The 22,282-nt window shown below is 48.1% G+C and carries 16 protein-coding genes; 5 read left to right on the top strand and 11 right to left on the bottom strand.

Going from position 1 to position 22,282, the window contains the following annotated elements; translation table 11 throughout:
* Positions 1-234: 234 nt before the first annotated feature.
* The 4 genes from ADIS_RS11115 to ADIS_RS11100 form a co-directional block, all read right to left on the bottom strand.
* Positions 235-1,836: a SusD/RagB family nutrient-binding outer membrane lipoprotein gene (locus ADIS_RS11115; protein ID WP_010854596.1), complete on the bottom strand. Its 1,602-nt coding sequence runs from the start codon at positions 1,834-1,836 to the stop codon at positions 235-237.
* A gap of 2 nt (positions 1,837-1,838) precedes the next feature.
* Entirely contained in the window at positions 1,839-4,898 is a 3,060-nt protein-coding gene (locus ADIS_RS11110) for a SusC/RagA family TonB-linked outer membrane protein (protein WP_010854595.1), read from the bottom strand.
* Between the two features lie 731 nt (positions 4,899-5,629).
* Positions 5,630-6,145 carry a hypothetical protein gene (locus tag ADIS_RS11105; RefSeq protein ID WP_035805644.1) on the bottom strand — a complete coding sequence of 172 codons (516 nt, stop codon included), beginning with the start codon at positions 6,143-6,145 and terminating at the stop codon, positions 5,630-5,632.
* 115 nt (positions 6,146-6,260) lie between these two features.
* Positions 6,261-6,641 carry a hypothetical protein gene (locus ADIS_RS11100; protein WP_010854592.1) on the bottom strand — a complete coding sequence of 127 codons (381 nt, stop codon included), beginning with the start codon at positions 6,639-6,641 and terminating at the stop codon, positions 6,261-6,263.
* Positions 6,642-6,930: 289 nt separating this feature from the next.
* On the opposite strand from ADIS_RS11100, the gene ADIS_RS11095 reads away from it, so the two are divergent.
* The 5 genes from ADIS_RS11095 (at position 6,931) to ADIS_RS11075 (ending at position 12,051) form a co-directional block, all read left to right on the top strand.
* The gene (locus tag ADIS_RS11095) at positions 6,931-8,064 is read left to right on the top strand and encodes a sialidase family protein (RefSeq protein ID WP_155907389.1); all 1,134 of its coding nucleotides are present in this window, start codon (positions 6,931-6,933) and stop codon (positions 8,062-8,064) included.
* A gap of 102 nt (positions 8,065-8,166) precedes the next feature.
* Positions 8,167-8,688, top strand: a complete 522-nt coding sequence (locus tag ADIS_RS11090) for a hypothetical protein (RefSeq protein WP_010854590.1) — start codon at positions 8,167-8,169, stop codon at positions 8,686-8,688.
* Positions 8,685-9,173, top strand: coding sequence for a phosphoribosyltransferase (locus ADIS_RS11085; protein ID WP_035805642.1), 489 nt, complete (start codon positions 8,685-8,687; stop codon positions 9,171-9,173). The genes ADIS_RS11090 and ADIS_RS11085 overlap by 4 nt, the downstream gene beginning before the upstream one ends.
* On the top strand, positions 9,163-11,010 hold the full coding sequence (locus ADIS_RS11080) for a TonB-dependent receptor (protein WP_010854588.1): 1,848 nt from the start codon (positions 9,163-9,165) through the stop codon (positions 11,008-11,010). Before ADIS_RS11085 ends, ADIS_RS11080 begins: the two co-directional genes overlap by 11 nt.
* A gap of 12 nt (positions 11,011-11,022) precedes the next feature.
* Positions 11,023-12,051, top strand: a complete 1,029-nt coding sequence (locus ADIS_RS11075) for an aldo/keto reductase (RefSeq protein WP_010854587.1) — start codon at positions 11,023-11,025, stop codon at positions 12,049-12,051.
* A gap of 18 nt (positions 12,052-12,069) precedes the next feature.
* On the opposite strand, the gene ADIS_RS11070 is transcribed toward ADIS_RS11075, so the two are convergent.
* The 7 genes from ADIS_RS11070 to fic all read right to left on the bottom strand — a co-directional run bounded on the left by ADIS_RS11070 (position 12,070) and on the right by fic (position 22,157).
* Positions 12,070-13,101 (bottom strand): glycoside hydrolase family 43 protein, encoded by a 1,032-nt coding sequence (locus tag ADIS_RS11070; protein WP_202900577.1) that lies wholly within the window; start codon positions 13,099-13,101, stop codon positions 12,070-12,072.
* Positions 13,091-14,209 carry a Gfo/Idh/MocA family protein gene (locus tag ADIS_RS11065; RefSeq protein ID WP_010854585.1) on the bottom strand — a complete coding sequence of 373 codons (1,119 nt, stop codon included), beginning with the start codon at positions 14,207-14,209 and terminating at the stop codon, positions 13,091-13,093. The genes ADIS_RS11070 and ADIS_RS11065 overlap by 11 nt, the downstream gene beginning before the upstream one ends.
* A 32-nt stretch (positions 14,210-14,241) precedes the next feature.
* The gene (locus tag ADIS_RS11060) at positions 14,242-15,003 is read right to left on the bottom strand and encodes a ThuA domain-containing protein (RefSeq protein ID WP_010854584.1); all 762 of its coding nucleotides are present in this window, start codon (positions 15,001-15,003) and stop codon (positions 14,242-14,244) included.
* Positions 15,004-15,028: 25 nt separating this feature from the next.
* Positions 15,029-15,616, bottom strand: coding sequence for a plastocyanin/azurin family copper-binding protein (locus tag ADIS_RS11055; RefSeq protein ID WP_010854583.1), 588 nt, complete (start codon positions 15,614-15,616; stop codon positions 15,029-15,031).
* Between the two features lie 6 nt (positions 15,617-15,622).
* On the bottom strand, positions 15,623-18,733 hold the full coding sequence (locus tag ADIS_RS11050; RefSeq protein WP_010854582.1) for a PVC-type heme-binding CxxCH protein: 3,111 nt from the start codon (positions 18,731-18,733) through the stop codon (positions 15,623-15,625).
* Between the two features lie 710 nt (positions 18,734-19,443).
* On the bottom strand, positions 19,444-21,177 hold the full coding sequence (locus tag ADIS_RS11045) for an FHA domain-containing serine/threonine-protein kinase (protein ID WP_010854579.1): 1,734 nt from the start codon (positions 21,175-21,177) through the stop codon (positions 19,444-19,446).
* Between the two features lie 203 nt (positions 21,178-21,380).
* On the bottom strand, positions 21,381-22,157 hold the full coding sequence (gene fic, locus ADIS_RS11040; protein ID WP_238325425.1) for a protein adenylyltransferase Fic: 777 nt from the start codon (positions 22,155-22,157) through the stop codon (positions 21,381-21,383).
* Positions 22,158-22,282: the final 125 nt, after the last annotated feature.

The raw sequence follows: 22,282 nt of genomic DNA, 5'->3' as shown, positions 1-22,282 counted from the left end.
CTTAGTACCTGTAACTTTTGGTCCAACAAATGGGGAGTATTATAATCAAACTTGGCACTCAAGGATCTTGATGAGGGTTTTGGCAAAAAACCGGACACCGAAATCCAAGATGGGTTCCCGGTAACCAACCACATGCTTAAAAAGAGAACCGAAGCCATTTCCCTGCCACCAAAACATAAAATGGGAGGCCGATTCAATTCAGCCTCCCATTTACTACTTTTTTCGAACGGTCTATCAATTACCGCCGTCCCACCATTTCCTGGTCAACCAGGTGTCTCCGCCCATACGTGCCACTGCACTGTTTCTGGCTTCATCGTTTACGCCGGTCTCACTGGCCGGGAAGGGCTGTCTACGAGGAATCTGTCCTGAAGAGAAGTTCCCTGGGAAGTTGACAGGCGTCAATTCGGGGTACCCGGATCGTTTCCAGTTGTTCCAGGCCTCCACAAAATTTGCAAACAGACTGGTAGTGGCCCAAATTTGCTCATTGATCATGCGCAGCGAAGCTTCAGTCGAGCTGATGTCAAGGGTATTGGTCATTGCATGATTTGCCGCAACCGACGCTGAAACACTTGGCCCGCCAAACTTACCCATGGAGGTAATGGCAGCTTCCACCCCATTTCGGTAGTAATCAGCCGCAGAACCGGGAACCAGCCCTCTAACTGCCGCATCAGCCAACAACAATTGGGTTTCAGCATAAGTCAAAATAAACACAGGCGCTTCCCTGTCCCGGTAGATAAAGGTAGGTCTTGAATAGGCTCCGATTAACGCCACGTCGCTGCCCGAACCGGTTGCGCCGGGAAAGTCCGGGTGATTGGTGATATCAAATTGACCGCCAGCCATGTCGAACCCATTTGGAAGCCCAATTTGGATTGCAGGATCATTGTTCCCTACTACTACCCCATTTCGGTTGGCGGCAAGGCCGGCAGGAGGCACCTCTGCCACGATGGGCAGTCGGGGATCGTTGTTGGCCCTAAGGTAATCGATCATCACCTTAGACCAACGTACCTCGTAGGTGTCATCTGGCACGTTTAGTGCATTTGCGCTGGAATTGGCGTACCCATTTGCTTCATCAGATGGCACCAAGGCGTCGTCATCGGCAGATTCAAATACGCCTCCGGCGATCGCCCGCTGCGACCAGGTCTGTGCCAACGTTGGGTCAACGTCTACCAATCGCAGTGCCATTTTGAGCATCAGTGAGTTGCCGAACCTTCTCCATTTTTCTATGTCACCACCATAAATAATGTCATTTCGGATAGGATCCCCCGCGGGATTGAGCGCATTGACTGACTCCTCCAGCATAGTCAACATACCAATATAGGCATCGGCTTGGCTATCGTACCTTGGCTGCATGATTCCTTCTTCCGCTCTGAGGGCCTCCGAAAAGGGAATGTCTCCGTAGATATCCGCCAAAAAGGACAGAATATTCACCCTAAAGATACCTCCCACCGCATTCAAATTCGTCAGCTCCCTACTTTGTGCAAGCCGCTGCAATTGGTTGATGCGGGATGCGGTCTGGAATCCGGTAATCCATGCATTTTGGATATAGGAAATCGTACTCCCTGAAATGACGTACTTGTCGCCATTGGAATAGTAATTGGCCCCTCCGGTTGAAGTGGATGCAAAAGCCTGGATCCACATGCTTTGAAAGAGAATGGCCCCGGTGTACCCGGTAATGAGGTCGCCATACCCAAACGAGGCAGTCGGAAGAAGGAGATTGGGATCGAATACTTCCGGACCGGGACGATTGGGATCGGTATTTACTTCTTGAAACCGCTCGTCACAGGATGTGGCAAGCAGGAGACAACTGGCAAGAAAAAAACCTATATACTTTCTCATGGTTAGTTCACTTTAAAATTAAGGTTGAATCCAATAGATTGAACAGGGGGAAGGGCGGTGCCTTCAATTCCCAAGAAATTGATATTGGAACCGAAGGTTGCTTCCGGATCGATATTTTCAGCCTTTCTCCACAGGATCGCCAAATTTCGTCCTACAATCGACGCCGTCAATCCTTTAAACACAGGAACGGAATTGAACCAAGCATCGGGGAAGGTGTATCCAAAAGTCAACTGACGCAATTTGATAAAATCGCCGTCTACCACGCTGGTCTTGGTCACATTCTGCACAAGGGCCTGGTAGTAGTTTTCAGCAGGTGCCGTGATTCCGTTGGTAGTCACTCCTCCTTCTCTTCCCACTAGGGTGTTTTGGTGCAACCCTCTGAAATGGGAGTAGAACTCAGTGGCAGACAATACCTTATTACCAAAGTTATAATCAATCAAGAAGGAAAAGGACAGTCCTTTGTAATTGAATTCGTTATTCCATCCGCCGAAATGGGTAGGAAGTACCGATCCCCAATTCTTCAGCTCTCCACGAAGCGGAAGGCCGGCTTCGTCTACCATAATATTGCCATTGGCGTCATACTGGTAGTCAAAGGCCCTAATTTGGGGTCCTGGCAGGCCTGGCACATACGCGGTGACAGCATTACCCAATGTGGCCCTGTTTTCTCCTAGGTTAATGGGCGTATTGGCCAGGTTGGTACTCAAGACTTCGTTTCGAACATTGGTAAGGTTCAACGAGGTTCTCCAAGTAAATACCGAGTTCTGAATAGGTGTACCGGACACCAGAACCTCCAATCCGCGGTTATTGACGGAACCGGTGGCCACTACTGCCGAACTGAATCCGGATGCAATGCTATAGTTTGCATTCATGATTTCGTCACGGGTAGTTTTGGAGAAATAGGCGATATCAAAGCTCAACCGGTTGTTGAAAAAGCTCAGGTCAAGCCCTAATTCGATTTCATCCGTGGTAAACGGTTGAAGAAACAGATTGGGAAGACCAAGAGGCGACGAACCCGCAGCGACTCCATTGATCGAATTTGCCGAACTGTAGTAGAACTGGGTTTGATAGGCATCGAAAGGTTCACCACTTGTCACGGCATATGAAGACCTAAACTTACCGAAATCCAGGGCTGGGATGTTCAAAAACTTATCAAACAAAAAAGCGCCCGTTACCGATGGCGAGAAGATGCTGTTGTTGTCCACGGGCAGGGTACTATAGATATCATACCTACCGGTAGTCGTCAAGGTAAGGAAATCCTTGTACTCGAAAGCCATGGAATAAAACCCTGAAAGCACTTCCCTCTCGTTAAATCCGTACGACCTGTTAAACACCTCCACGTTGAAGGGAGAATACAGCTCGGGAATCACAAACCTATTACCTCCAACACCTACTGTCTCGAACCGGTTGTTTCGGAAAGTTCCTCCAACCAACGCATCCAGTTCAATATCATTGGTCAGGCTCACTTCCGACCCAAACAGCGCGTCGATGTTCAGCTCAGACCGGGTAGACAAGCCTCTTCCGTTTAGGTTACCCTGAAGGTCGGAAGTATAGGCAAGTCCGCTAGGCTCTACCGAAAAGAAATCATCGTTGGACACATCGCTACCGACCCTGAACATGGCATAGGTCTTTGGCTTGAAAGTGTAGGTTGCTGACAGCGCAGAAATATTTCGCTTTCGACCCAAATTATTGATGCCCCGATTGGTGATAAAATAAGGGTTTGTCACAAAGATGTCATCGCTGAATACGATTTCATTTCCGAATTCATCGTAACCGGGTGCAAATATGCTGGGAGCTATGTTCGGGGCAAGGAACAAGAAGTTATTTGGGTTTCGAGGTCCGTCACTTAGGAATGGGGTATTGGTACTCTTCTGATCGATGTAGTTGATCATCGCAGAGATGTTAAACTTATCTGTGATGTTTTGATCGACGTTTAAGTTGATACTCAACCGGTCATTCCCGCTATTTGGCACAATCGAGTTGGAAGCCACGTTTGATACCGACATTCTAAAGGCACCACTATCTCCAATTCCCTTTGATACGGCCACCGTATTGGTCACATTGGTACCTATGTTATAGAAGTCCAGGTAGTTTTCGCTGGCAGGTTCGTAGGGATACATGTTTCCATCGTATCCGATCACTGTACCTCCCATACGTTCTCCCCAAGCAAACCTTCCGGTAGTTCGGGCATCTGCGACGGTTACAGGCCGCTGCCCAAGTCTGCCCTGCCCGTACTCATTCTGGAAATTGGTAAAATCCATAGGCCGATCAGCCATTACGTTGAGGTTATAGGAAAGGGACCAGTCATCTCCTTTTTGGGCACCTTTCGTCGTAATAAGGATTACACCGTTTGAGGCCCTTGCTCCATACAAGGCAGACGCAGCCTGGCCTTTCAGTACGGTCATCGACTCAATATCGTCCGGGCTAAGGTTTCCTATACCGTCCCCGTTATCTGCGCCACCCCACTGTCCGGCTGCTCCTCGCTGGGTATTGTCCATGGGAATACCATTGATAACAAATAGCGGAGAACCCGTACCTGAAATACTGGGCAAACCCCTAAGTACAATATTGGATGACCCCTGCGGTCCACTATTGGTTCCTTTTACCACCAAGCCGGCCACCTGACCGATCAGCGAGTTGGCTACGTTTGGCTCGCGGGCTTTGTCCATCACGTCACTGCCCACAGTGGTAATCGCATAGCCGAGTTTACGTTTTTCTTTGGTCAAACCCAACGCGGTGACAACGACCTCTCCCAGCTCACTTGCTTCTTCGACAAGGGCAACATCCAGCTGAGAACGATTGCCCACCGGAAACTCCTGATTGGCAAATCCGATATAGGAAAAAACCAATACCGTGCTTTCGTCCACACTAATGGAATATCTCCCATCCATGTCTGTGGTAGTACCGGTTTGCCTACCCTTTTCAAACACCATAACACCCGGTATGGGCATCCTGTCCGCCTGACTAGTGACGGTGCCCGTCAAAGTCCGCGTTTGGGAGTAGGCCTGCATGCTCATAAAAAGCATCAGTACCATCCCAAAAGAGATAGTTAACTCTTTTTTCATAATTGTTAGTTTAGTTTAGTTAAGCGTATTAATCAGTATAATGATCAGACTGTCCCAAATAGGGCAGTTTTTGAACATCCATTAGATAACTGGCACTCAGCTGAATAGATTTTGACAAAACGCCTTTCAATTGAGATGTTTTTTTAATAAATAGACACGGAAATACAACAAATCAAAACATTGAAGTCAAAAATATTTATTTTTTAAATGTTTTAAAAGATTAATCATTAAATTTTTCTAATTAAATACACCTATTTAAAAAAATTTATAATTGTTTGAATCACCAATATTCAAAATATTTGCCTTGCCAAAACGCCTATAAAAGAACATCCAAAGGGGATTGGCGTCATTTTCGAAAAAATACAATTTATGTACTTTCTTTTATCCAACGAGAAATAAAACAAAACCGGAAAATCCTTGTTTGCCCGAGCTTATGGATATTTAAACTAGCCGCCAACGGCAAACTATGGGCTAATAACCCCAAGAAAGTAAGGTGTCAATACCCCGCATAACGTTACTAAAATTGGGATCAGAAATGCCAGAAAAGCATACGGATGCATCTATGGCCTGCTGTTTTTGTTGATGATGTTGGTTAACCTTGAACGAGAAAAAAGGGGGCCATGCCCCCTTCTGTTAAGTTTGGTATTCGCAGTACATGAAGAAACGAGTAATAAACTAAAATTACCGCAATGGCGAAATACCTCCTATCCGCTACTCATTGCCGCTTCCCGCTACTCTATTGGAATTTTCTTCACCGACGACTCAAAAACCTTCTTTAGCATACCCTCCCATTTTCCCACCAACACCGATTCCCCGTCCAAATCAGAGTACCTGTTTCCATCGTAGATCTCAAGCTCATGTAACACATTACCATCTTTCCCAATAAGTTGGAGATCGATGGCATCAATGACCTTTCGTTTTTCCGTATTGATAGAAACCCGGTGAGACCGCTCTATCACGCGAACACGCTGGATTTCGCTCAGTGGAACCGCAATGGCTGAATGGTCGCCGATGTCGTTGGAATAAACCAATCCCAGATTCATCTCATCCAACCCGATAAAATACCGGTTTCTCCATATCTCCGAATTTGTCAACAACCAGCCTTTGGAGGATGCGAAATCATGAAGACGGCGCAAAGCATCTGCCTTGCTTCGATTCGTTTTACGTACATGAAGGTATAAAGGGGTAATAAACAAGGCTATAAGCACAGCGGCTATTGCCAATGAAACATAATCAATTGTAAACATTTTTTATAATAGGTAACGCCACCCTGTTCGGGAATAGAACGGGTTGGCAGATTAGAGAAAAGAATCAAAATGAACGGGGTTTTGTACCTGCCGTCGCTTAACTATTCACCAAAAATCACCAAAAATAGTGGGTGGGGAATTTCATCTCCCGGACACTGTACTCCGGAACCGTCAAAGAGCACCTCAACCATTGACTGACAAGGGAGAGACGCAGGGCTCGCTCAAGGTGTACTCCGGCACCGAAAAGCGGAATCCCCCACGAAAGAAACTGTACGCGGGGCGCTTTACCTGTAACTTCTGCCCCCATAATGATGGGGCTGTCTACCGTGGCAGCAATCGAAGTATCTGGCAGTGCTATAAAGGCCGATTGCGAATGGGTGCCTACCTCCTCTGAAAAATGGGAATATGCTGCGCCCAATGGTGCCCTGATACAGGTCACCAGTATTAAAAATAGGCTCAGGTAGGATTGTAGTATCCTGATTTTATCCGATGTCATGATAAATCAATTCGGCAACTACTTCGAAAGACAATTACAATGCCAAAATTACCGAATTACCTATCTATTTACAGCCTCTTTCACAAACAAATTTCCTTACTGGCGGGACAAGAACCGACGTCAGTTTTTATCAAAAAAACAATAGCCTGAACCTAGCGCTCAATCCGATAGATTTCAACCTACGGTTTCATTTATTGTAGCAAAACAACAACTAACTTTGGGCGAAAAAAGAACCTACCTTGGCCCATTTTGCCAAAATGGGGTATATCCTAAAACCCCAAAATTCACCATGCGCTGCCTATTCCTCTTCCTTTTCCTATTACTCGTTTCCCTGCCCATCTTCGGGCAACCAAACCCCGTACATGTCAACGTGTACCACGAAGAAGGAAAATTTGGTGGCTGGCCTGCCAATTGGGGAGCTTGGAATTGGGGAAACGAAATCCTCGTAGGGTTTGCACAGGGAGATTATGAGGATCTGGGGGAAGAACGCCACCACTTGGCCCGAAATAAGACAGAACGCCACTTATTGGCCAGAAGCGTGGACGGAGGCATTTCCTGGACAATCGAAGACCCGGGCGCAAAAGGAAGCCTCCTGCTTCCAAACAATGGGGTGTTTCATGGGCAACCCCGTACCGACGTGCTTCCCGAAAAGCCTATTCCACTGCAAAGCCCCATCAATTTCACACATCCTGATTTTGCGTTGACCGTAAGAACGGACAACATTCACGCCGGCCAATCCCGCTTTTGGTACTCCTATGATCGGGGAAAGACCTGGGCTGGGCCACACCTATTACCCAGTTTTGGCACCCCCGGTATGGCGGCAAGAACAGACTACCAAGTATACGGTGAGCAGGAGGCTATCCTATTTGTCACCACCGCCAAAGCAAACGGAAGGGAAGGCAGACCAGCGGCACTACACACCATCGACGGAGGCATTACATGGACGTTTTTGTCCCATATCGGAGAGGAACCGGAAGGATTTGCCATCATGCCCGCAAGTGTCAAACTGGGGGAGAACGAGCTCTATGTGGCAGTGCGCAGGCGGGAAGAAGACCGCCGCTTTATTGCCGGGTATCGATCACTGGACAAGGGAAAAACCTGGCTCCAAGAAATAGATCCTGTCGCAGATTGCGGCATTGGAAACCCTCCTGCATTGCTTCAGATGAGCGACGGCAGGCTTTGCCTCATATACGGTCACCGCGCGGAGCCCTACGCCATCAAAGCCCGCATCAGTGCGGATAAAGGCAAAACATGGTCAGAAGACCAAATTATCCGAGCGGATGGAGCGAATCGGGACATGGGTTATCCACGCATGGTTCAGCGACCCGACGGAAAGCTCGTGATACTTTATTACTTCAACGATCAGGCTACTGGGCCAGAGCGTTACATTGGTGCCAGTATTTGGGAACCGCCCCACCCTTAATTTTAGTCCGGGGATATAGCCAATAAAGCCATTCAAAACCAAAGCGTTGACTATTCGGGGTATTTTTTCTATCTTTCCCAACAAACGTAACGAGCTAGTCCTATGCAAGCATTACTAAACCAATCCCTACGCCTAAGCACCGTAAAAACTACCGCTGTTTGGCTCACCTTGGCAATCCTTTGCCCTATAGTGGTGCACCTGATTCCTCCCCATAACGGAATACCTATCGGTGCCTTTCTTCTGCCCATGTTTTACATCCCACTGATTGTTCTTTGGACAAGTACATGGCGAATCGCGTTAACCGTATCCGTTTTGGCACCTCTGCTGAATTTTTTGCTCACGGGCAGTCCTCAACCAGGTATAATGTATATCCTCACGTTGGAGGTAATCCTATTTGCCATCATAGCGCTGTTTCTAATTTCTTCCCCACTTAAATGGGCAGCAGGCCCTCTCAGCTACCTAGGAGCAAAAATTTTCTCCTCAGCACTGCTCGTCATTTACCCAATTCTGCCGATAGCTCCCTTTGACTTTTTCGTAAATTCACTGCAAAACGGCGCACTCGGGATACTGATCCTATTAATCATCAACCTACTGTTGGTTCGTTTTTTTCCCAGGAACACATGAGCGAGGATGTGCTAGGCTCGGTTTCGAAGAAACTACCTACTTCGAGCACGGCGAAACCAACCGTGAGTCTCCAAAGCATCTGCGAGGCCATAAGGGCGTTCCCCTTCCCCCAAGCGGACCTGGTACTGGGAATCGCTACCGGCGGAATCTATCCCGCTATGTTGATCGCCCATGAGCTAGGCCTTCCTTTTCGGTCCGTTCAGGTAAACTACCGGGACGAGACCAACACACCCCAACGGCCTCAACCCGCTTTCTTATCTGATCTCCGGCTCGACGGGTTATCTCCGGGAGCAGCCGTATTATTGGTGGATGATGTCAGCGTGACCGGGAAAACACTTGGAGTAGTCAAAGCTGCACTGAGTGGCTTTCGGGTGACTACCATCGTTCTAAAGGGGAAAGCCGATCATGTATTACTGCCCACATTGAACACATGCGTTACATGGCCTTGGTATGAATACAAAACCAGTCAGCTCAATGAAGGCTAACTTACTGATTTTGCTTTTGCTGGTGCTTCCATTTTATTGGGGGCAGGCCCAGGAGTCGGATAGCATCCAGATGGATTTGGATCCGGTAGTGGTGACGGGCACCCGACAAGAAATGCCACTGCGCAAAGTGGCTGCAGCGGTAAGCATCGTTGACCGTACCGACTTGGAACGCTCCGGCGAGCTGAATGTGTTGCCTGCGTTGGTACAACGGATTCCCGGATTCTTTCTCAACGATCGAGGCACCACCGGATTTGGTGTAGGTCCTAATTCGGGCGGAAACATCAGTATTCGCGGCATCAGCGGCTCCCCCAATAGCCGGGTGCTTGTGCTGATCGATGGACAACCGCAGTATATGGGCATCTTTGCCCACCCCATAGCAGACTCCTATATGGCATCTGACATAGAACGGGTAGAGGTGCAGCGAGGCGCCGCTTCCCTGTTGTACGGTTCCAACGCCATGGGTGGCGCCATCAACCTTATCACCCGAAAAACCCACCGGGATGGGTGGCATGGAAACGGCAGTATAGGATACGGTTCCTATGGGACGTTACTGGCAAGTGCCCACGCTGCCTATCGCAGTGGATCGTTCTTTTCCATGGTTTCCCTTAACAGAAACCAAACCGAAGGATTTAGGAAGGATGCAGCAGACCGGTTTGCAAACACTGCATTCTATTGGAAAACCGGGTATGAGCTAAACGAAACCTATCGTATCTCCGCAGAATTGCAACTCTCCGATGCAGATTACTTCCAGCCCGGCCCGATAAGTGCACCACTACTGAATGACCGTCGTGAATTCCTTCGCGGAAGGGTGGCCACGTCCCTGCAAAACAGTCATGGACGTACGTCGGGAGCCCTTTTGCTCTACCACAATTTTGGCGACCATCGCTTTGAAACAGGCTTCGAATCCAAAGATCAAAACCAGGGTGTTACTTTCTATCAAAACCTAGACCTACTACCCAAACAGCTGGTAACGGTAGGCGTGGACTATAAACGCTTTGGAGGTACCGCTTTTAACGAATCCTTGCCCCCACCGGCCCGAATGGGCCTGGGAGATGCTCACTGGATTACCGAAACGGATGTATACATCCATGTTCAGCAATCGCTAGGTGAACGTATCCACCTGAATGCGGGAATCCGCCAAGTGGCCAATTCCCAATTCGGCGGTGCTACCTTGCCCGGATTTGGCGCCTCTTGGGAGCTGCGCCCATCAACCATTGTGAAAGCGTCCTCCGCAAAGGCGTTTAGGAGTCCATCCGTGGTGGACTTATTTCTCTTTCCTGTCTCCAACGATGCGCTCCGGCCGGAAGAGCTCTGGAGCCATGAACTTGGGCTCGTACAAGAGCTCCTTGACCAAAAACTATCGCTGGAGGCAAACCTTTTCTATTCCAAAGGCAGTAACTTGATTGTAGTCAACCCCATGGAAACACCGCCTAGAGGTCAGAATACAGGTAGCTTTAGGAACCGCGGTGTCGAATCCCAGCTTAAGTTCGCCCCAAATAAACTAACTGAATGGATTGTCAATTATTGCTTCCTTGACCGACCCGCAAACATTCTCTTCGCCCCGCGCCACCACATCACCTCCCAGGCCTATTTCAGTTTTGGCAACATCACGCTTCTGCCTTCCGTTCAGTACTTGGTTGGACTGACCATTAGTCCAGACCAAACCCTGCCCGAAGTATCCTACGCAGTCGCAAACCTCCGGGTAAGCTATCAAATAACCTCCAACATACAGGCCTATCTCTCGGGCAATAACCTGACAGATACCACCTACGAGGTGGAACAGGGCTATCCCATGCAGGGCATCAACGTAATCAGTGGAATCCAGTTTAAACTCTAAACAATAGACACCATGGCAACCAACGAAAACAGCAAACGAAGAGAATTCCTGAAATCCCTTGCCGGACTGACCGCAGGGATGATGCTTCCCCTCTCTGTACATCCCTACGCTTCCCAAAAACTAGGGGAAATAACATCCTCCCCGCTGGAGGACCGGTTTGGAGAGCTATTGCCCCAGCGGAAATTTGGCAAAAGCGGCAAATCCATCACCATGCTGGGACTGGGTGGGGCACATATTGCACGGATGACCGATGCTGAAGCCGAGAAAACCATCGATAAAGCCATCGAAGGCGGAGTACGTTTTTTTGACAACGCCGAATCCTATGGTGCCGGCGAAGGTGAACGCAAGTACGGACGCTTTCTCGCTCCCAAATACCGGGAGGTTGCTTTCATTCAAAGCAAGACAACCGCCCGTGACGGCAAAACAGCCCAATCCCATCTGGAGGCAACGTTAAAGCGGATGAATACCGATTACCTCGATCTCTATTATATCCATGCCGTGACCAGCCCATCCGACGTGGACAGCCGCTTGAAAAACGGTGTCTTGGACGTTCTGGTAAAAGCAAAAAAAGAGGGGAAAGTGCGGCATATCGGGTTTTCCGGACACTCCGACTACAAGGCCCACCTACGCATGCTGGAGGTCACCGACCTTATGGAGGCCTGTCAGATGCCCATCAATGCATTTGACCCTAACTACAAAAGCTTTATTACCAATGTATTGCCCATCCTTACTGAAAAACAAATTGCCCCGGTAGCTATGAAAACGCTGGCCAACGGTGGTTTTTTTGGCGGTACCACTCACTTCAACCACGGCGACAATCCGAAAATTGTCCCGGCTGTGCTATCGATCCAAGAAGCCCTGCATTTCTCCTGGTCGATGCCGATAAGTACCTTGGTGACGGGCGCAGACCATGCCGAAATGCTCCTCGAAAAAATTGAATTGGCCCGGACTTTTCGGATGATGGACGAACAGCAACGCCAAGCACTGGTGGAGAAAGTGGCGAACTTTGATGGTAGACTGGTAGAGTACTACAAGGTATAATTCACCCCACCATCCTTACTACTCCCCAGAAGGCACCGGTATGGCTACTCCAGCAGGCAGGGGAGTGCCAAAATTGGGACTCCCATCCGGATACCAAGTAAACGGTTGAAGACGGATATCCCGATCCCAACCGGGCTGTTCGGTCTTTTTGGAATGATATAAAATCCAATCTTCGGTGCCATCCGGCGATTTGGCAAAGCTGCAATGACCGGCCCCCAATACTTCGTTGGTCCCCATAAACACAGGCCCCTTCTTTTCCCAGCTCTCAGGAAGCAAGGGGTCGGAGCCATCCCTCAGGATCAGTTGCCCGAGGCGGTATTCCTTTAGCCAAGACTCCCGGGTAGAATAAATGATAAAGGTCTTACCGTTCCGCTCTAACATCTGTGGGCCTTCGATCAGGTCTAATGGCCCACCGGTTTCCCATGCCTCTACAGGCGAGGTGAGCTTCACCCGGTTAGAGGAAATGGTATATGGATTACTCATCTCAGCGATATAAAGGTGCTGTTCCGTCTTATCCGTATCCCGGTTTTCCTCCCAGCCTGACCAAATGGCGTACCATTGTCCCCTGTGGTGCCAGGGTGTAAGATCGATCGCCCACACAACCGAGTGGGGATCTTGGATATTGTCCCCTGTATACAGCATGCCCATATCCTCATACGAGCCAAATGCATCATCCGTGGTAGACCGAAGCACGCCCGAGCGTTGATGAATAAAGGGGCTTCCCGGTTTACTTCCACCTGTGTAATAGATAAACCAGCGCCCGTCTATGTGGTGTATTTCAGGGGCCCAAATATTGGCAGAGTTCCAGCCCGATTCGGGGGACTTCCACACCTGCACCATTTCTCCCTGATCTGTGAGCTTCGTTGATTTGGAAACAGTAATCCCTCCACCGTGGCTTGCGCAGTAGTAATATTCGCCGTCTTTTTCAAAAACCCAGGGATCCGCTCCGTCCCGGACAGGATTGGTGAACACTTCCTGACCCAGAACGGAGAGGCTAACAAACAAAAGAAGAACCCCTGAAATGAACGATGAGCGCATTTTAATCTTCAAAATCCGGAATGGTAATACGTTTGCCTCCATTCATGGCCGATTCGTGGGCACAGATACCCGCACAGGTATAGTTGGCCGCCAAGTCAGCATCCACCGCGGAGTCTCTTCCTTCCACTATTGCTGCAACAAACTCCTGTACCAAGTGCGGGTGCGATCCTCCATGACCTGCACCCTGTAGAAACGATACATGGTTGGGATCGTCGATTTTTTCGCGTTTGGTAAAATGTTTGATTGGCTCGATCAGCAGTTCATCCGTATCGGGCACCTCAATACGCTCGGCATCCTCACCTCCGGGGAATACCACGTGGTGCTCATCGGCCAGCTGCTCCCATTCAAAGGACATTTTCGTTCCGTACACATCATAAGACTCCCTGTACTGACGCACCACATCGAACAAGGAACGGGTAGCTTCAGCGACCACATCGGAATTCTTAAGCGTAAAGGTCGCTGTCTCTACCGCAAAAGGAGAACCGTATCGCTTGGCCAAATCTTCGGACAAACGCCCAGAACCATGGCATACTACCGTCTCAGCCTTTGTGTTGTTGATTCTCAGCAGTGGCGATATCGCATGGGTGCCGTTCAGCATGGGAGGGAAACCTTTCCAATATTCAGCCCAGCCTTCCATACTCATATCCTGGATATGGGAGCCCCGTACAAACTGGATTTTGCCCAACTTGCCTGTATCAGCTAAGTTTAGCCCATAAAGAAACTCTCTGGTATACAACGCTGTCTCCATCATCATGTAGACCTTATTGACTCGCTTCTTAGCTTCCACGATGGCCTTGCAGTCCTCCACGGTCATCGCCATGGGAATGGTACACGCGGTGTGCTTGTGTGCATTGAGCGAGGCCAAGGTCATTTTGGCATGTTCCGGCACGGGGGTTACAATATGGATGGCATCCACGTCGTCGCGTTTCGGCACCTCTTCAAAATCGGTAAAGCAAAGGTCTCTATTGAGATTGAAGCGCGTAGCCAGTTCGTCCAATGTCTTGGGATTACGTGTGCAGATACCTACCTCTTTGATATTTGGATGGCTCTGATAGATCGGAATAAACTCTTTGCCAAAGCCCATCCCCACGATTACTACGGTTATTTTTTGGTCACTCATGATTGTATGATGTGTTTATTATTTGTGAAAAGTTACTTTGCTACCCAACGCACAGCATTTCTTAACAATTGCTTATATGCCTGAAGGTCGTGCGACTCGCCGTCATGGCCAAGCGCAATCCCAACGATGCGTGCATTGGGGTGCTTCACCACAAAAACGGAAGGATATGCCTCAGGCTTTTCATTCTTGGCTGTGGCCAGTACCTCTATCCCCGCTCCGTTGGGATCCACCTTGTGATAATAAAGCTCGTCCTTTAACGTAAACTTCGCAGGTACCCCTTTCATAACGGGATGTTTCTTGTTGACCGCAGTTACCTCAAACGGGCCGTATTTGTCGTGGCCACGTGATCCACCGCTGACAAGCTTTAAATTGTATTCCGGCCAATCTGCCCAGTTGTACCAAAGAGCGGCATGGCCAAGTACCAGGCCTTTGCCGTTTTCGGCAAACTTCATGATAGCTTCTCGGGTTTTTGCATCCTTAAAGGGCTGATTGTTGGTCAGATAAAGCACGTCGATCTTATCCAAGTAAGATAGCACCTCGTCGGTATTGTCTGTGTAGGTTACCTCTGCAAAATTCCTTTCAGAAAGCGTCTGCACATCGGTACCCTTGTACCATGTGTCGAAATCATGGGAGGCTCCTCCGCCTACCATCAGTACCCGGATGGGCTTTTTTGGCGGATCTGCATGGGCACCGGAAAAGACTGCAAGAAACAGCAATAAAATTGCCGTCATGCCAAGAATAATCATTCCCCGCCAATGGCCGGCGTGGTTCAGTTCAATGGATCGTGTCATCATAAGGGTCTTTTGTTAATTTATTATTTCAGGGCTTTTCCACCACCATCACCCCATTCATCATTCGCCAATGTCCCGGGAACGTGCACACAAAAGGATAGTAGCCCGGTTGGGTGGGCGCGGTAAATTTCAGGGTGTATACATCGTTGGGGCCAAGCATCTCGGTGGCAAACAACACTTCGGGCATATCGGGGACATAATGCTTTTCCGAAGCCTTTGGATCCCGAAGCATGGCATCTGCCGCCTCACCAACCTTTTGAAGGCTATTGGGTTTTAAAATCAACAAATTGTGCTGCATGCCATCCCGGTTGTCCAACTCCAGGATAATCTTTTTTCCCGCCTTTACCGCGAAGGTATCCAGATCAAACTTCATCTGCTCAGGAACGACCTCCAGCCAAATGGTGATAGCATCACTTTGAAAATCGACCACACCTCGCTTTTTTGTCAAGCGGGACGATCCTGCATCGGCTATCAGGATCCCAGAGGAACTGCACAAGGACATTTCTGAAGCCGCGAAAGCCGCTACCAATCCATCCGTATCCGCAGGTAACGGCATCCAAGAAAAATAAAAAGCTACCAGCCCCATCAAGACGCTGCTCAACGAAAATACATGCATGATTTGTTAGTTTAATTCCAGGATAAGTTGCTGAAGGTTCCCTTCAAACGGAAAGTCCTTTTCATATTTCCCCACGTTATCCGCACCGCCTAGGTCACGACCGGACCGTACGCTGGGGTGTAATGCCTGCTGGAAAAGTGACAAGCCGGTAGTCTCTCCTACCAGAACATCATCCACATACAGTGCCGCACTGCCATTCCGGTTAAGACTTGCCTTCACCTCAAAGCTGCCGGGAAGCGTTTTGTCGGTCGTGCTTACCGTGGTACTTTTTCCTCGCTGCACCACTTCCCACACCAAGACACCATCCTCCACATACAGGGTGTAACCGTTTTCCGCATCGCCATGAGCAATGACCACACCGAAAGGCTGTTCGTCACGTCTGCCTGAAATGGATGCGTGTACCTGTATTTCCTTTCCGGCAACAGATGGGGAATGCTGCAAATAGCTTCTCCTTCCAAGTTCATACCGTTCTACTTTCACCCCTTCCAATAACCGGGCCGTAAGCGCAGAGGTATTGCTTCCTGTTGCTGCCCGGCCAAAAACCTCTGTATGGGATGAGGCAGCTGCAAACAGTGCCTTTACCAACCAGTCGTCCTGGGCATTGACAGCATCTTGGGCAGCATGGGCAAGCATTTGCCCGACCAAGGATGTGCTGGGCATTTCAGCCAACACCAAGAATGCATGCATCCTAACATTGAGGTTTTTGTCTTTATCGAGTCCTGCCTGCTGAATGGCCTGTAGGGTAGCGTCCGTCTTGGGCAGGGTAGCCATGGCTGCTTTCCGAACGCCTGCCGCAGGATGCGTAAGCGCGGCAGTCACCGCCTTTGAGGCCTCGGCATGACTGCCGTCAAGCAATCCAAGGCCATGAAGCGTCCAGATCGCATGCAGGGCCGGGCCATTCAAACCGATCTCGTCCACCCTTCGGTCATTGACCAGGGAAATAAGATCTGCGGCCACCGATTTATCTTTGGATTCGACCAGCAAGCGCTGGGCGGTCATTCGCCAGAACAGATTGGTATGGGAAAGCGCTGTTACCAACCCTTTGGGATTTGTCTTCGAAAGACTAATTGGCTTGGCGTCTCCTGCATGTTTGTAGATTACCCGGTAGATCCTTCCGTGATTGGTGTCCCGTAGCTCACTGTGAAAGGCATTGCCCTGTCCATGGGGCTGATCTTCAAAGGGCAACACCATCCGGGAGGGCGCCTGCCGCTCTACAAATACATTGTGCTGTATGATAAAATTGTACCAATCGGCAATCCATACGGCCCCATCCGGCCCCACCTCAGCATGCACCGGTCCAAACCACTCATCAGAACTGGCCAGCAGGTTCCAGCCGTCTTTCTCTTGGAATCCCGCGCCATGCGGCTCAATGATGGCATTGTGTGTAAGGCGTATGGTGGGTTCGTTTACAAAGGCAATCCGGTTCCAATACTCCTTAGGGTAATCCCTCGCCGTGTAGAAATTGATACCCGCAGCGGAAGTAAACCCTCCCACCACGTCCACCTGCCGCAGATTGGGGGTCATGGAGTGGGCATCATAGTGGCCATCTATTTTCTGAATGGGCTGAATCTGAAACGGAGGCTGCACATCGTTTTCCCCAGGAGCCGGCAGGGTTCGCTGCAGGTATTTTGCAGGGATGGAATAGTAAGCCGCATGGGTGTTGTTTGCGGTAGAGATAAATACATTATTGTCTTCCGAAAAGCCCAATCCCCAGGTATTGTTGCTGGAACTGGCCAGGTATTCAAAGTTCGAACCATCGGGATTGAGTCGATACACCCCTTGCGGAAAGGTCATGCGCTTTCCGCTGACGGTTCCATTGAATCCCGAGTATCCCGTAACTCCCCAAATTTTGTTGTCAAAACCGTATCTAAGGTTGGAAGGCCCTGCATGGGTGTCGTTTTTGCCCCAACCGGTCATAATCACTTCACGAACGTCCGCCACGTCGTCGCCGTCGGTGTCTTTCAGAAAAACAAAATCCGGCGCCATGGAAACAATCACGCCCCCATTGGCGAATACCATGCTGGTAGGAATGTTCAGTCCGTCGGCAAATACCGTGAACTTGTCGGCTCGCCCGTCCCCGTTGGTATCCTCGCAGATTTTGATTCGGTCGTTTGCCGCACCGTCCGTTTCTTTGAAGGTATTGGGGTAATCCACGGATTCCACGATCCATAACCGCCCTCGCTCATCCCATGCCATGGCGATGGGATTTTGGATATCCGGTTCGGAGGCAAAAAGACTTAATTCAAAATCTACCGGTTTCTGGATTAGCTTTTGGGATTCCCCGGCGGTAAGCGCAGGCTGAATGCGCGGCACCTCATACCGCTTGGTGAAATCCGATATAGGCTCATCGTAAATGAAAACCTGAGGTATATTCAGCGCATTTACCAACGCAACGACTTCTTCTCCCATAGCCCATTTCACGCCATTTGCCATGAGGTCCAAAAAACCCCGCTGCTTCCATGTCCGCTCATCATGTCCGAAAGCGGTGTAGAACACACGCCCTTTTCCTACCCTGCGTACCCAGGTATAAGGTTCCTTTTTCCCGTTCTCCTCTCTTACCATCAGCAATTCCATATCCGGATTGATGCGCTGATGCACGTAGGTTTCGTCCCAGGTCGTAAAAGGGGTGATCCCCTTCATCACCGGATGGGATGGGTTTACGATGGTAGCGGCAAACTCACCCTCACCGTGGGAGGCAAACTGGCCCCCAATGGTCTCTATATACCAGTCCGAGTTTTTGAAGCAGCCGGTGGCGGAATGCAAAGGGATCAGCCCCTTTCCCAAGGCTAAAAAAGCCTTCAGGGCATCTTCCTGCTCTTTGGGTAGCACCTCGTGATTGGCGTAAATGAGCAATGCGTCGTATTTGTTCAGGTTTTCCCCGATCAGGTCCTCTACCTTTTCCGTGTAGGTAAGGTTGATGCCGTGGCTAAACAAAGCAGTTGCCAGCCAGGGGGCATATAGCCCGGAGTTATGGTGTTCGCTGGCGTGCCCCAAGAAGAGCAGCTCGGCCCGGCGGGGTTTTTCCGAATTATCGGCATTTTGAGGATTGTGAAGCGAGGAAATGGCTCCAATGCTCAAAAAAGCAGTTAGCAACACGAAAAGGATCCATCCCCTCATTTGCGGAAGAGCTGGGACTAGATGATTTTTGGTTATCATGGGGTTTCCAAGGGTGGTTTTGGGTTCAATTTCTTTACCGTATCTACTTCGAGGTTAAAGATGCATTTTCTTCAACCGATATACAAGCAGTCTTTCCGAAGTTTTGAAACGTATGGGAACTGGCAAAGCTAACCTGTTGGCACCTAAATTACCTATGCGTTTTTTACGGTAGCCGAAATACAGGGAAGAGTGGTTGCGGGCTGCCAGGCTAGAGGCATTACCTGTGAAACCAACTCGGTGAGTCGCTTTCTAAAAGGGTATAGGCCTTTTTCTCGCTTTGCCCGTCAATGCTGGTTTCGTTTTATAAAAACCAATCCAGAAACTTCATCGCCTTATTATTGGGAAACCTCTTGGCAAGAGCTATCATTAATCACAGCATCCTTTGAGCAACATGCTCCTACCTCATTTTAAAGGTTGGTCTTCCAATACAAACCCTTTGATGATAAATTTATTGAGGGTGGTGGTGGCCATTTACGAAAATCCGTGGCTTGGATAGAATTAACCCGATACCCTACGGCCAATACGGCTTCCAAGGTTTTAAAATCTTCAGAACATACATGAATGATCTCTTGGTGCAACTTCGCTCATGCAGGTTTCTTGGACTTTGTCTGGGAGGTGTAAACCTTTTGAGGTGTAAACCTTTGAAACAGTAGCGTCAGTGTAATCGGGATTTACACTATCCTCCTCTCATCCGGATTCACCAACATCCAATGATCTCCGATTTGTATCTTACTTAAGCCGATCAGCTGTATTTTACCAAATACCTTTTTTTCATTAACCTGTATCCCCGAAAATGAGTCCAAATCATAAAGCCAAACCTCATTTGGCTGATTGACTATCACCGCATGTCTTCGGCTTACCACAGATGATCCAGACAGCAAGATATCATTAAAGTAATACCCATCTCTACCGATCTTAATAATTGACTCACTAAAGGTTTTGCCCTTTAAGACCGCCAAATTAGAATCCACTATACTTAGCTTTGATTTTTTCTGATCAATGTCCAAAAACCTTCGCTCCATAAATAATAGCTTTGATCGAAGTAATGGTCTGCCTTTCAAAGAATAGCTTCTCACAGATTCCGGTTCAAAAAATAATGAATAATTGTACTTAACAAAAACCGATTGATCATTTCCCCATCTAGCCAATATTTTCCCTTCAACAGTAATCTCATGAAGCATATAAAACAGTGCAAGGTTACCATTTAGGACTTTATCCTTAGGAAATACCTTTAATAACTCTACACTTAATTTAATTGCAGCCTCCGGCCTATTGGTCAAAAAGAAACATTTTAACAACAGGTTTTGAGCCTCCAAATCCGTTGGAGATCTTTGGATATGGTCTGACAAAAGAGACATTGCTTTGGCATAACTTCCCTGTTCAAGATGTATTTCCCCTAGTTGTCTTTGAATATTTAGCCTTGGATTGACTTTTAACGCTCTTTCAAACAATAGGATCGCATCGGAAATTTTACCCCTGTCCAAGTAATAATTACCTGCCACTTCCAGAATCTGTAAGACAGTAGGATATTTTTCAACCGCAAATTCCACCAAGGCTTCTGCTTTCAGCCAAGACTTTCTTTTAATCAAATGCTTGATTTTTTCCGAGATCAAACCGGCATCAAAAATTTCCTTCTTAATGATAAAAGGTATTTCTTTTGACTCAAGTGCTTCTGCAAAATCCCGCATGGTTTGAAATCTTGTTTCGGGATGTCTGCTTATGGCCTTTAAGACAACACTTTGTTGCCACAAGGGCAAAGATTCTACTGGGTACGACAGGTCATTATGCATCTGAATTATTTGCTCCAGAGACTTTCCATTAAATGGATTACGTCCTAACAAAGCTTCAAGCAAAACAACCCCAAGTGCGTAAATATCCTCCCTGGGATCAGCGTTTGTATTACGCATACCTACAAGAGCTTGGGGGCTCAAGTAACTTCGGGTACCTCCATATCGATTGGCCATACCAAAGTCGGAAATCTTTGGTGTCTGATCTGAAAAGAGAATGTTAACAGGCTTGATGTCTTTATGGACTATTCCCTTATCATGAATTTCCTGTAGGGTCAGTGCCAACTGCTTTATCCACAGCAGTAACTGATCGGGGTCTTGTGATTTGGCCCTGATTTTGTCATGCAATGTCCCCTCGGCACAATACTCCATTACAAAATGAAGGCTATCTGCTTCCCAGAAGTGATGAAAATACATCACCGTATTAGAGAGCTTTAACTTTGCGACCTGTCTTATTTCATGGATGATATCATCCTGGCTATTCTCTGAACGAATGAGTTTTTTGATGGCCCTCAATTCTCCCGTGATATTTTCCTCCACAAGAAAAACCTGACCGAACCCACCGCTCCCTAATGGTTCTATGATTTTGTAGTTATTGATTTGCCGGCCGGCTTTCATCCTGTTATGTACAATAGTAATCAAACATCATCTACAGTTTCAAAAATATCTTTTACCGGATTTGCGTGATAAACACTAATACTGCAATTTACCAGCATTTTAACTGGAAAAACAGCACGGCCAAACCAAATCGTCTCTCCATCCTTACCAACATAGATACGATATCGATCCCTTATGTATTTTTCAACCTTAACTCGATTTGGTCATTCTTCATAGTAATAGGAATAGTCAATGCCTTTCATAAACATCTCCCGGTCATTGATTTTGGTGGTAACTGCCGATTCTATCAGGTGCATCAAGACACTGCTGTCCACTGTGCTGATGACCATGGCATTCATGTAGTTTTCTTTCTTGATTTTGCTCCAGTCCACACATTTTTTTAGCTGTTTTTTCAGCATTAGATCCAGCCAGATCCGTGTACTTCTGCCGTTGCCTTCCATGAAGGGATGAGCCTTGTTCATCTCAGCATACTTTGAGATGATCTCCTCGAGTGTGGTTTGTGGCATGGCATCGATTTGCTGCAAGGTGCTCTTTAAGTGCTGGGCATATACAAACTGATAGCCGCCTTTGGAGATGCTTTTTTCCCGGATTTGACCTGCAAACTCATACAAGCCACCAAACAGATAAGCATGGATTTGTTGCAATCCCTTGGTGGTACCTACTTCAAATTCATTAATCAAATTACTTTCAAAAAGGGTATAGGCCTTTTTCTTGCTTTGTCCATCAAGGCTAGTATCGCTGTAGAGGAACCAGTCTAAAAATCTAGAGGCCTTGGTATTGGGGAAATTTTTGGATAGCTCAATGACCCCTTCGCTATCCAGCATATCGGTTTTGTACTTTTTGCCATCGGCTGCCATGAGCTTCAGTTGGGTAGTGGCACTAACCAACTGATTATTTTCTTTCTTAAGTTTAGCTTTCAGGTATTTCCAATAGTTGCGGACTTTTGCATAATCGGCCTCTTCATTGAGCACACCTACCACATCCAAGACACTAAACCACCACTTAGCCTGAGCTTCATCCCAGGCACTCGTACCTCACGGTCATCAAAAAAGCGGATGGATAGTATAATACTCCCCATTTGTTGGACCAAAAGTTACAGGTACTA

The organism is Lunatimonas lonarensis (genome assembly GCF_000390185.1).
In the GTDB taxonomy this organism is placed as follows: domain Bacteria; phylum Bacteroidota; class Bacteroidia; order Cytophagales; family Cyclobacteriaceae; genus Lunatimonas; species Lunatimonas lonarensis.
The sequence above is the reverse complement of the archived record's forward strand: the minus strand, read 5'-3'. Positions and strand labels throughout refer to the sequence as shown.

Bases quoted from the DNA above. Each gene is read 5' to 3' on its own strand.
- ADIS_RS11115 (WP_010854596.1), bottom strand. From the start codon at position 1,836: ATGAGAAAGTATATAGGTTTTTTTCTTGCCAGTTGTCTCCTGCTTGCC.
- ADIS_RS11110 (WP_010854595.1), bottom strand. From the start codon at position 4,898: ATGAAAAAAGAGTTAACTATCTCTTTTGGGATGGTACTGATGCTTTTT.
- ADIS_RS11105 (WP_035805644.1), bottom strand. From the start codon at position 6,145: ATGTTTACAATTGATTATGTTTCATTGGCAATAGCCGCTGTGCTTATA.
- ADIS_RS11100 (WP_010854592.1), bottom strand. From the start codon at position 6,641: ATGACATCGGATAAAATCAGGATACTACAATCCTACCTGAGCCTATTT.
- ADIS_RS11095 (WP_155907389.1), top strand. From the start codon at position 6,931: ATGCGCTGCCTATTCCTCTTCCTTTTCCTATTACTCGTTTCCCTGCCC.
- ADIS_RS11090 (WP_010854590.1), top strand. From the start codon at position 8,167: ATGCAAGCATTACTAAACCAATCCCTACGCCTAAGCACCGTAAAAACT.
- ADIS_RS11085 (WP_035805642.1), top strand. From the start codon at position 8,685: ATGAGCGAGGATGTGCTAGGCTCGGTTTCGAAGAAACTACCTACTTCG.
- ADIS_RS11080 (WP_010854588.1), top strand. From the start codon at position 9,163: ATGAAGGCTAACTTACTGATTTTGCTTTTGCTGGTGCTTCCATTTTAT.
- ADIS_RS11075 (WP_010854587.1), top strand. From the start codon at position 11,023: ATGGCAACCAACGAAAACAGCAAACGAAGAGAATTCCTGAAATCCCTT.
- ADIS_RS11065 (WP_010854585.1), bottom strand. From the start codon at position 14,209: ATGAGTGACCAAAAAATAACCGTAGTAATCGTGGGGATGGGCTTTGGC.
- ADIS_RS11060 (WP_010854584.1), bottom strand. From the start codon at position 15,003: ATGATGACACGATCCATTGAACTGAACCACGCCGGCCATTGGCGGGGA.
- ADIS_RS11055 (WP_010854583.1), bottom strand. From the start codon at position 15,616: ATGCATGTATTTTCGTTGAGCAGCGTCTTGATGGGGCTGGTAGCTTTT.
- ADIS_RS11050 (WP_010854582.1), bottom strand. From the start codon at position 18,733: ATGAGGGGATGGATCCTTTTCGTGTTGCTAACTGCTTTTTTGAGCATT.
- ADIS_RS11045 (WP_010854579.1), bottom strand. From the start codon at position 21,177: ATGAAAGCCGGCCGGCAAATCAATAACTACAAAATCATAGAACCATTA.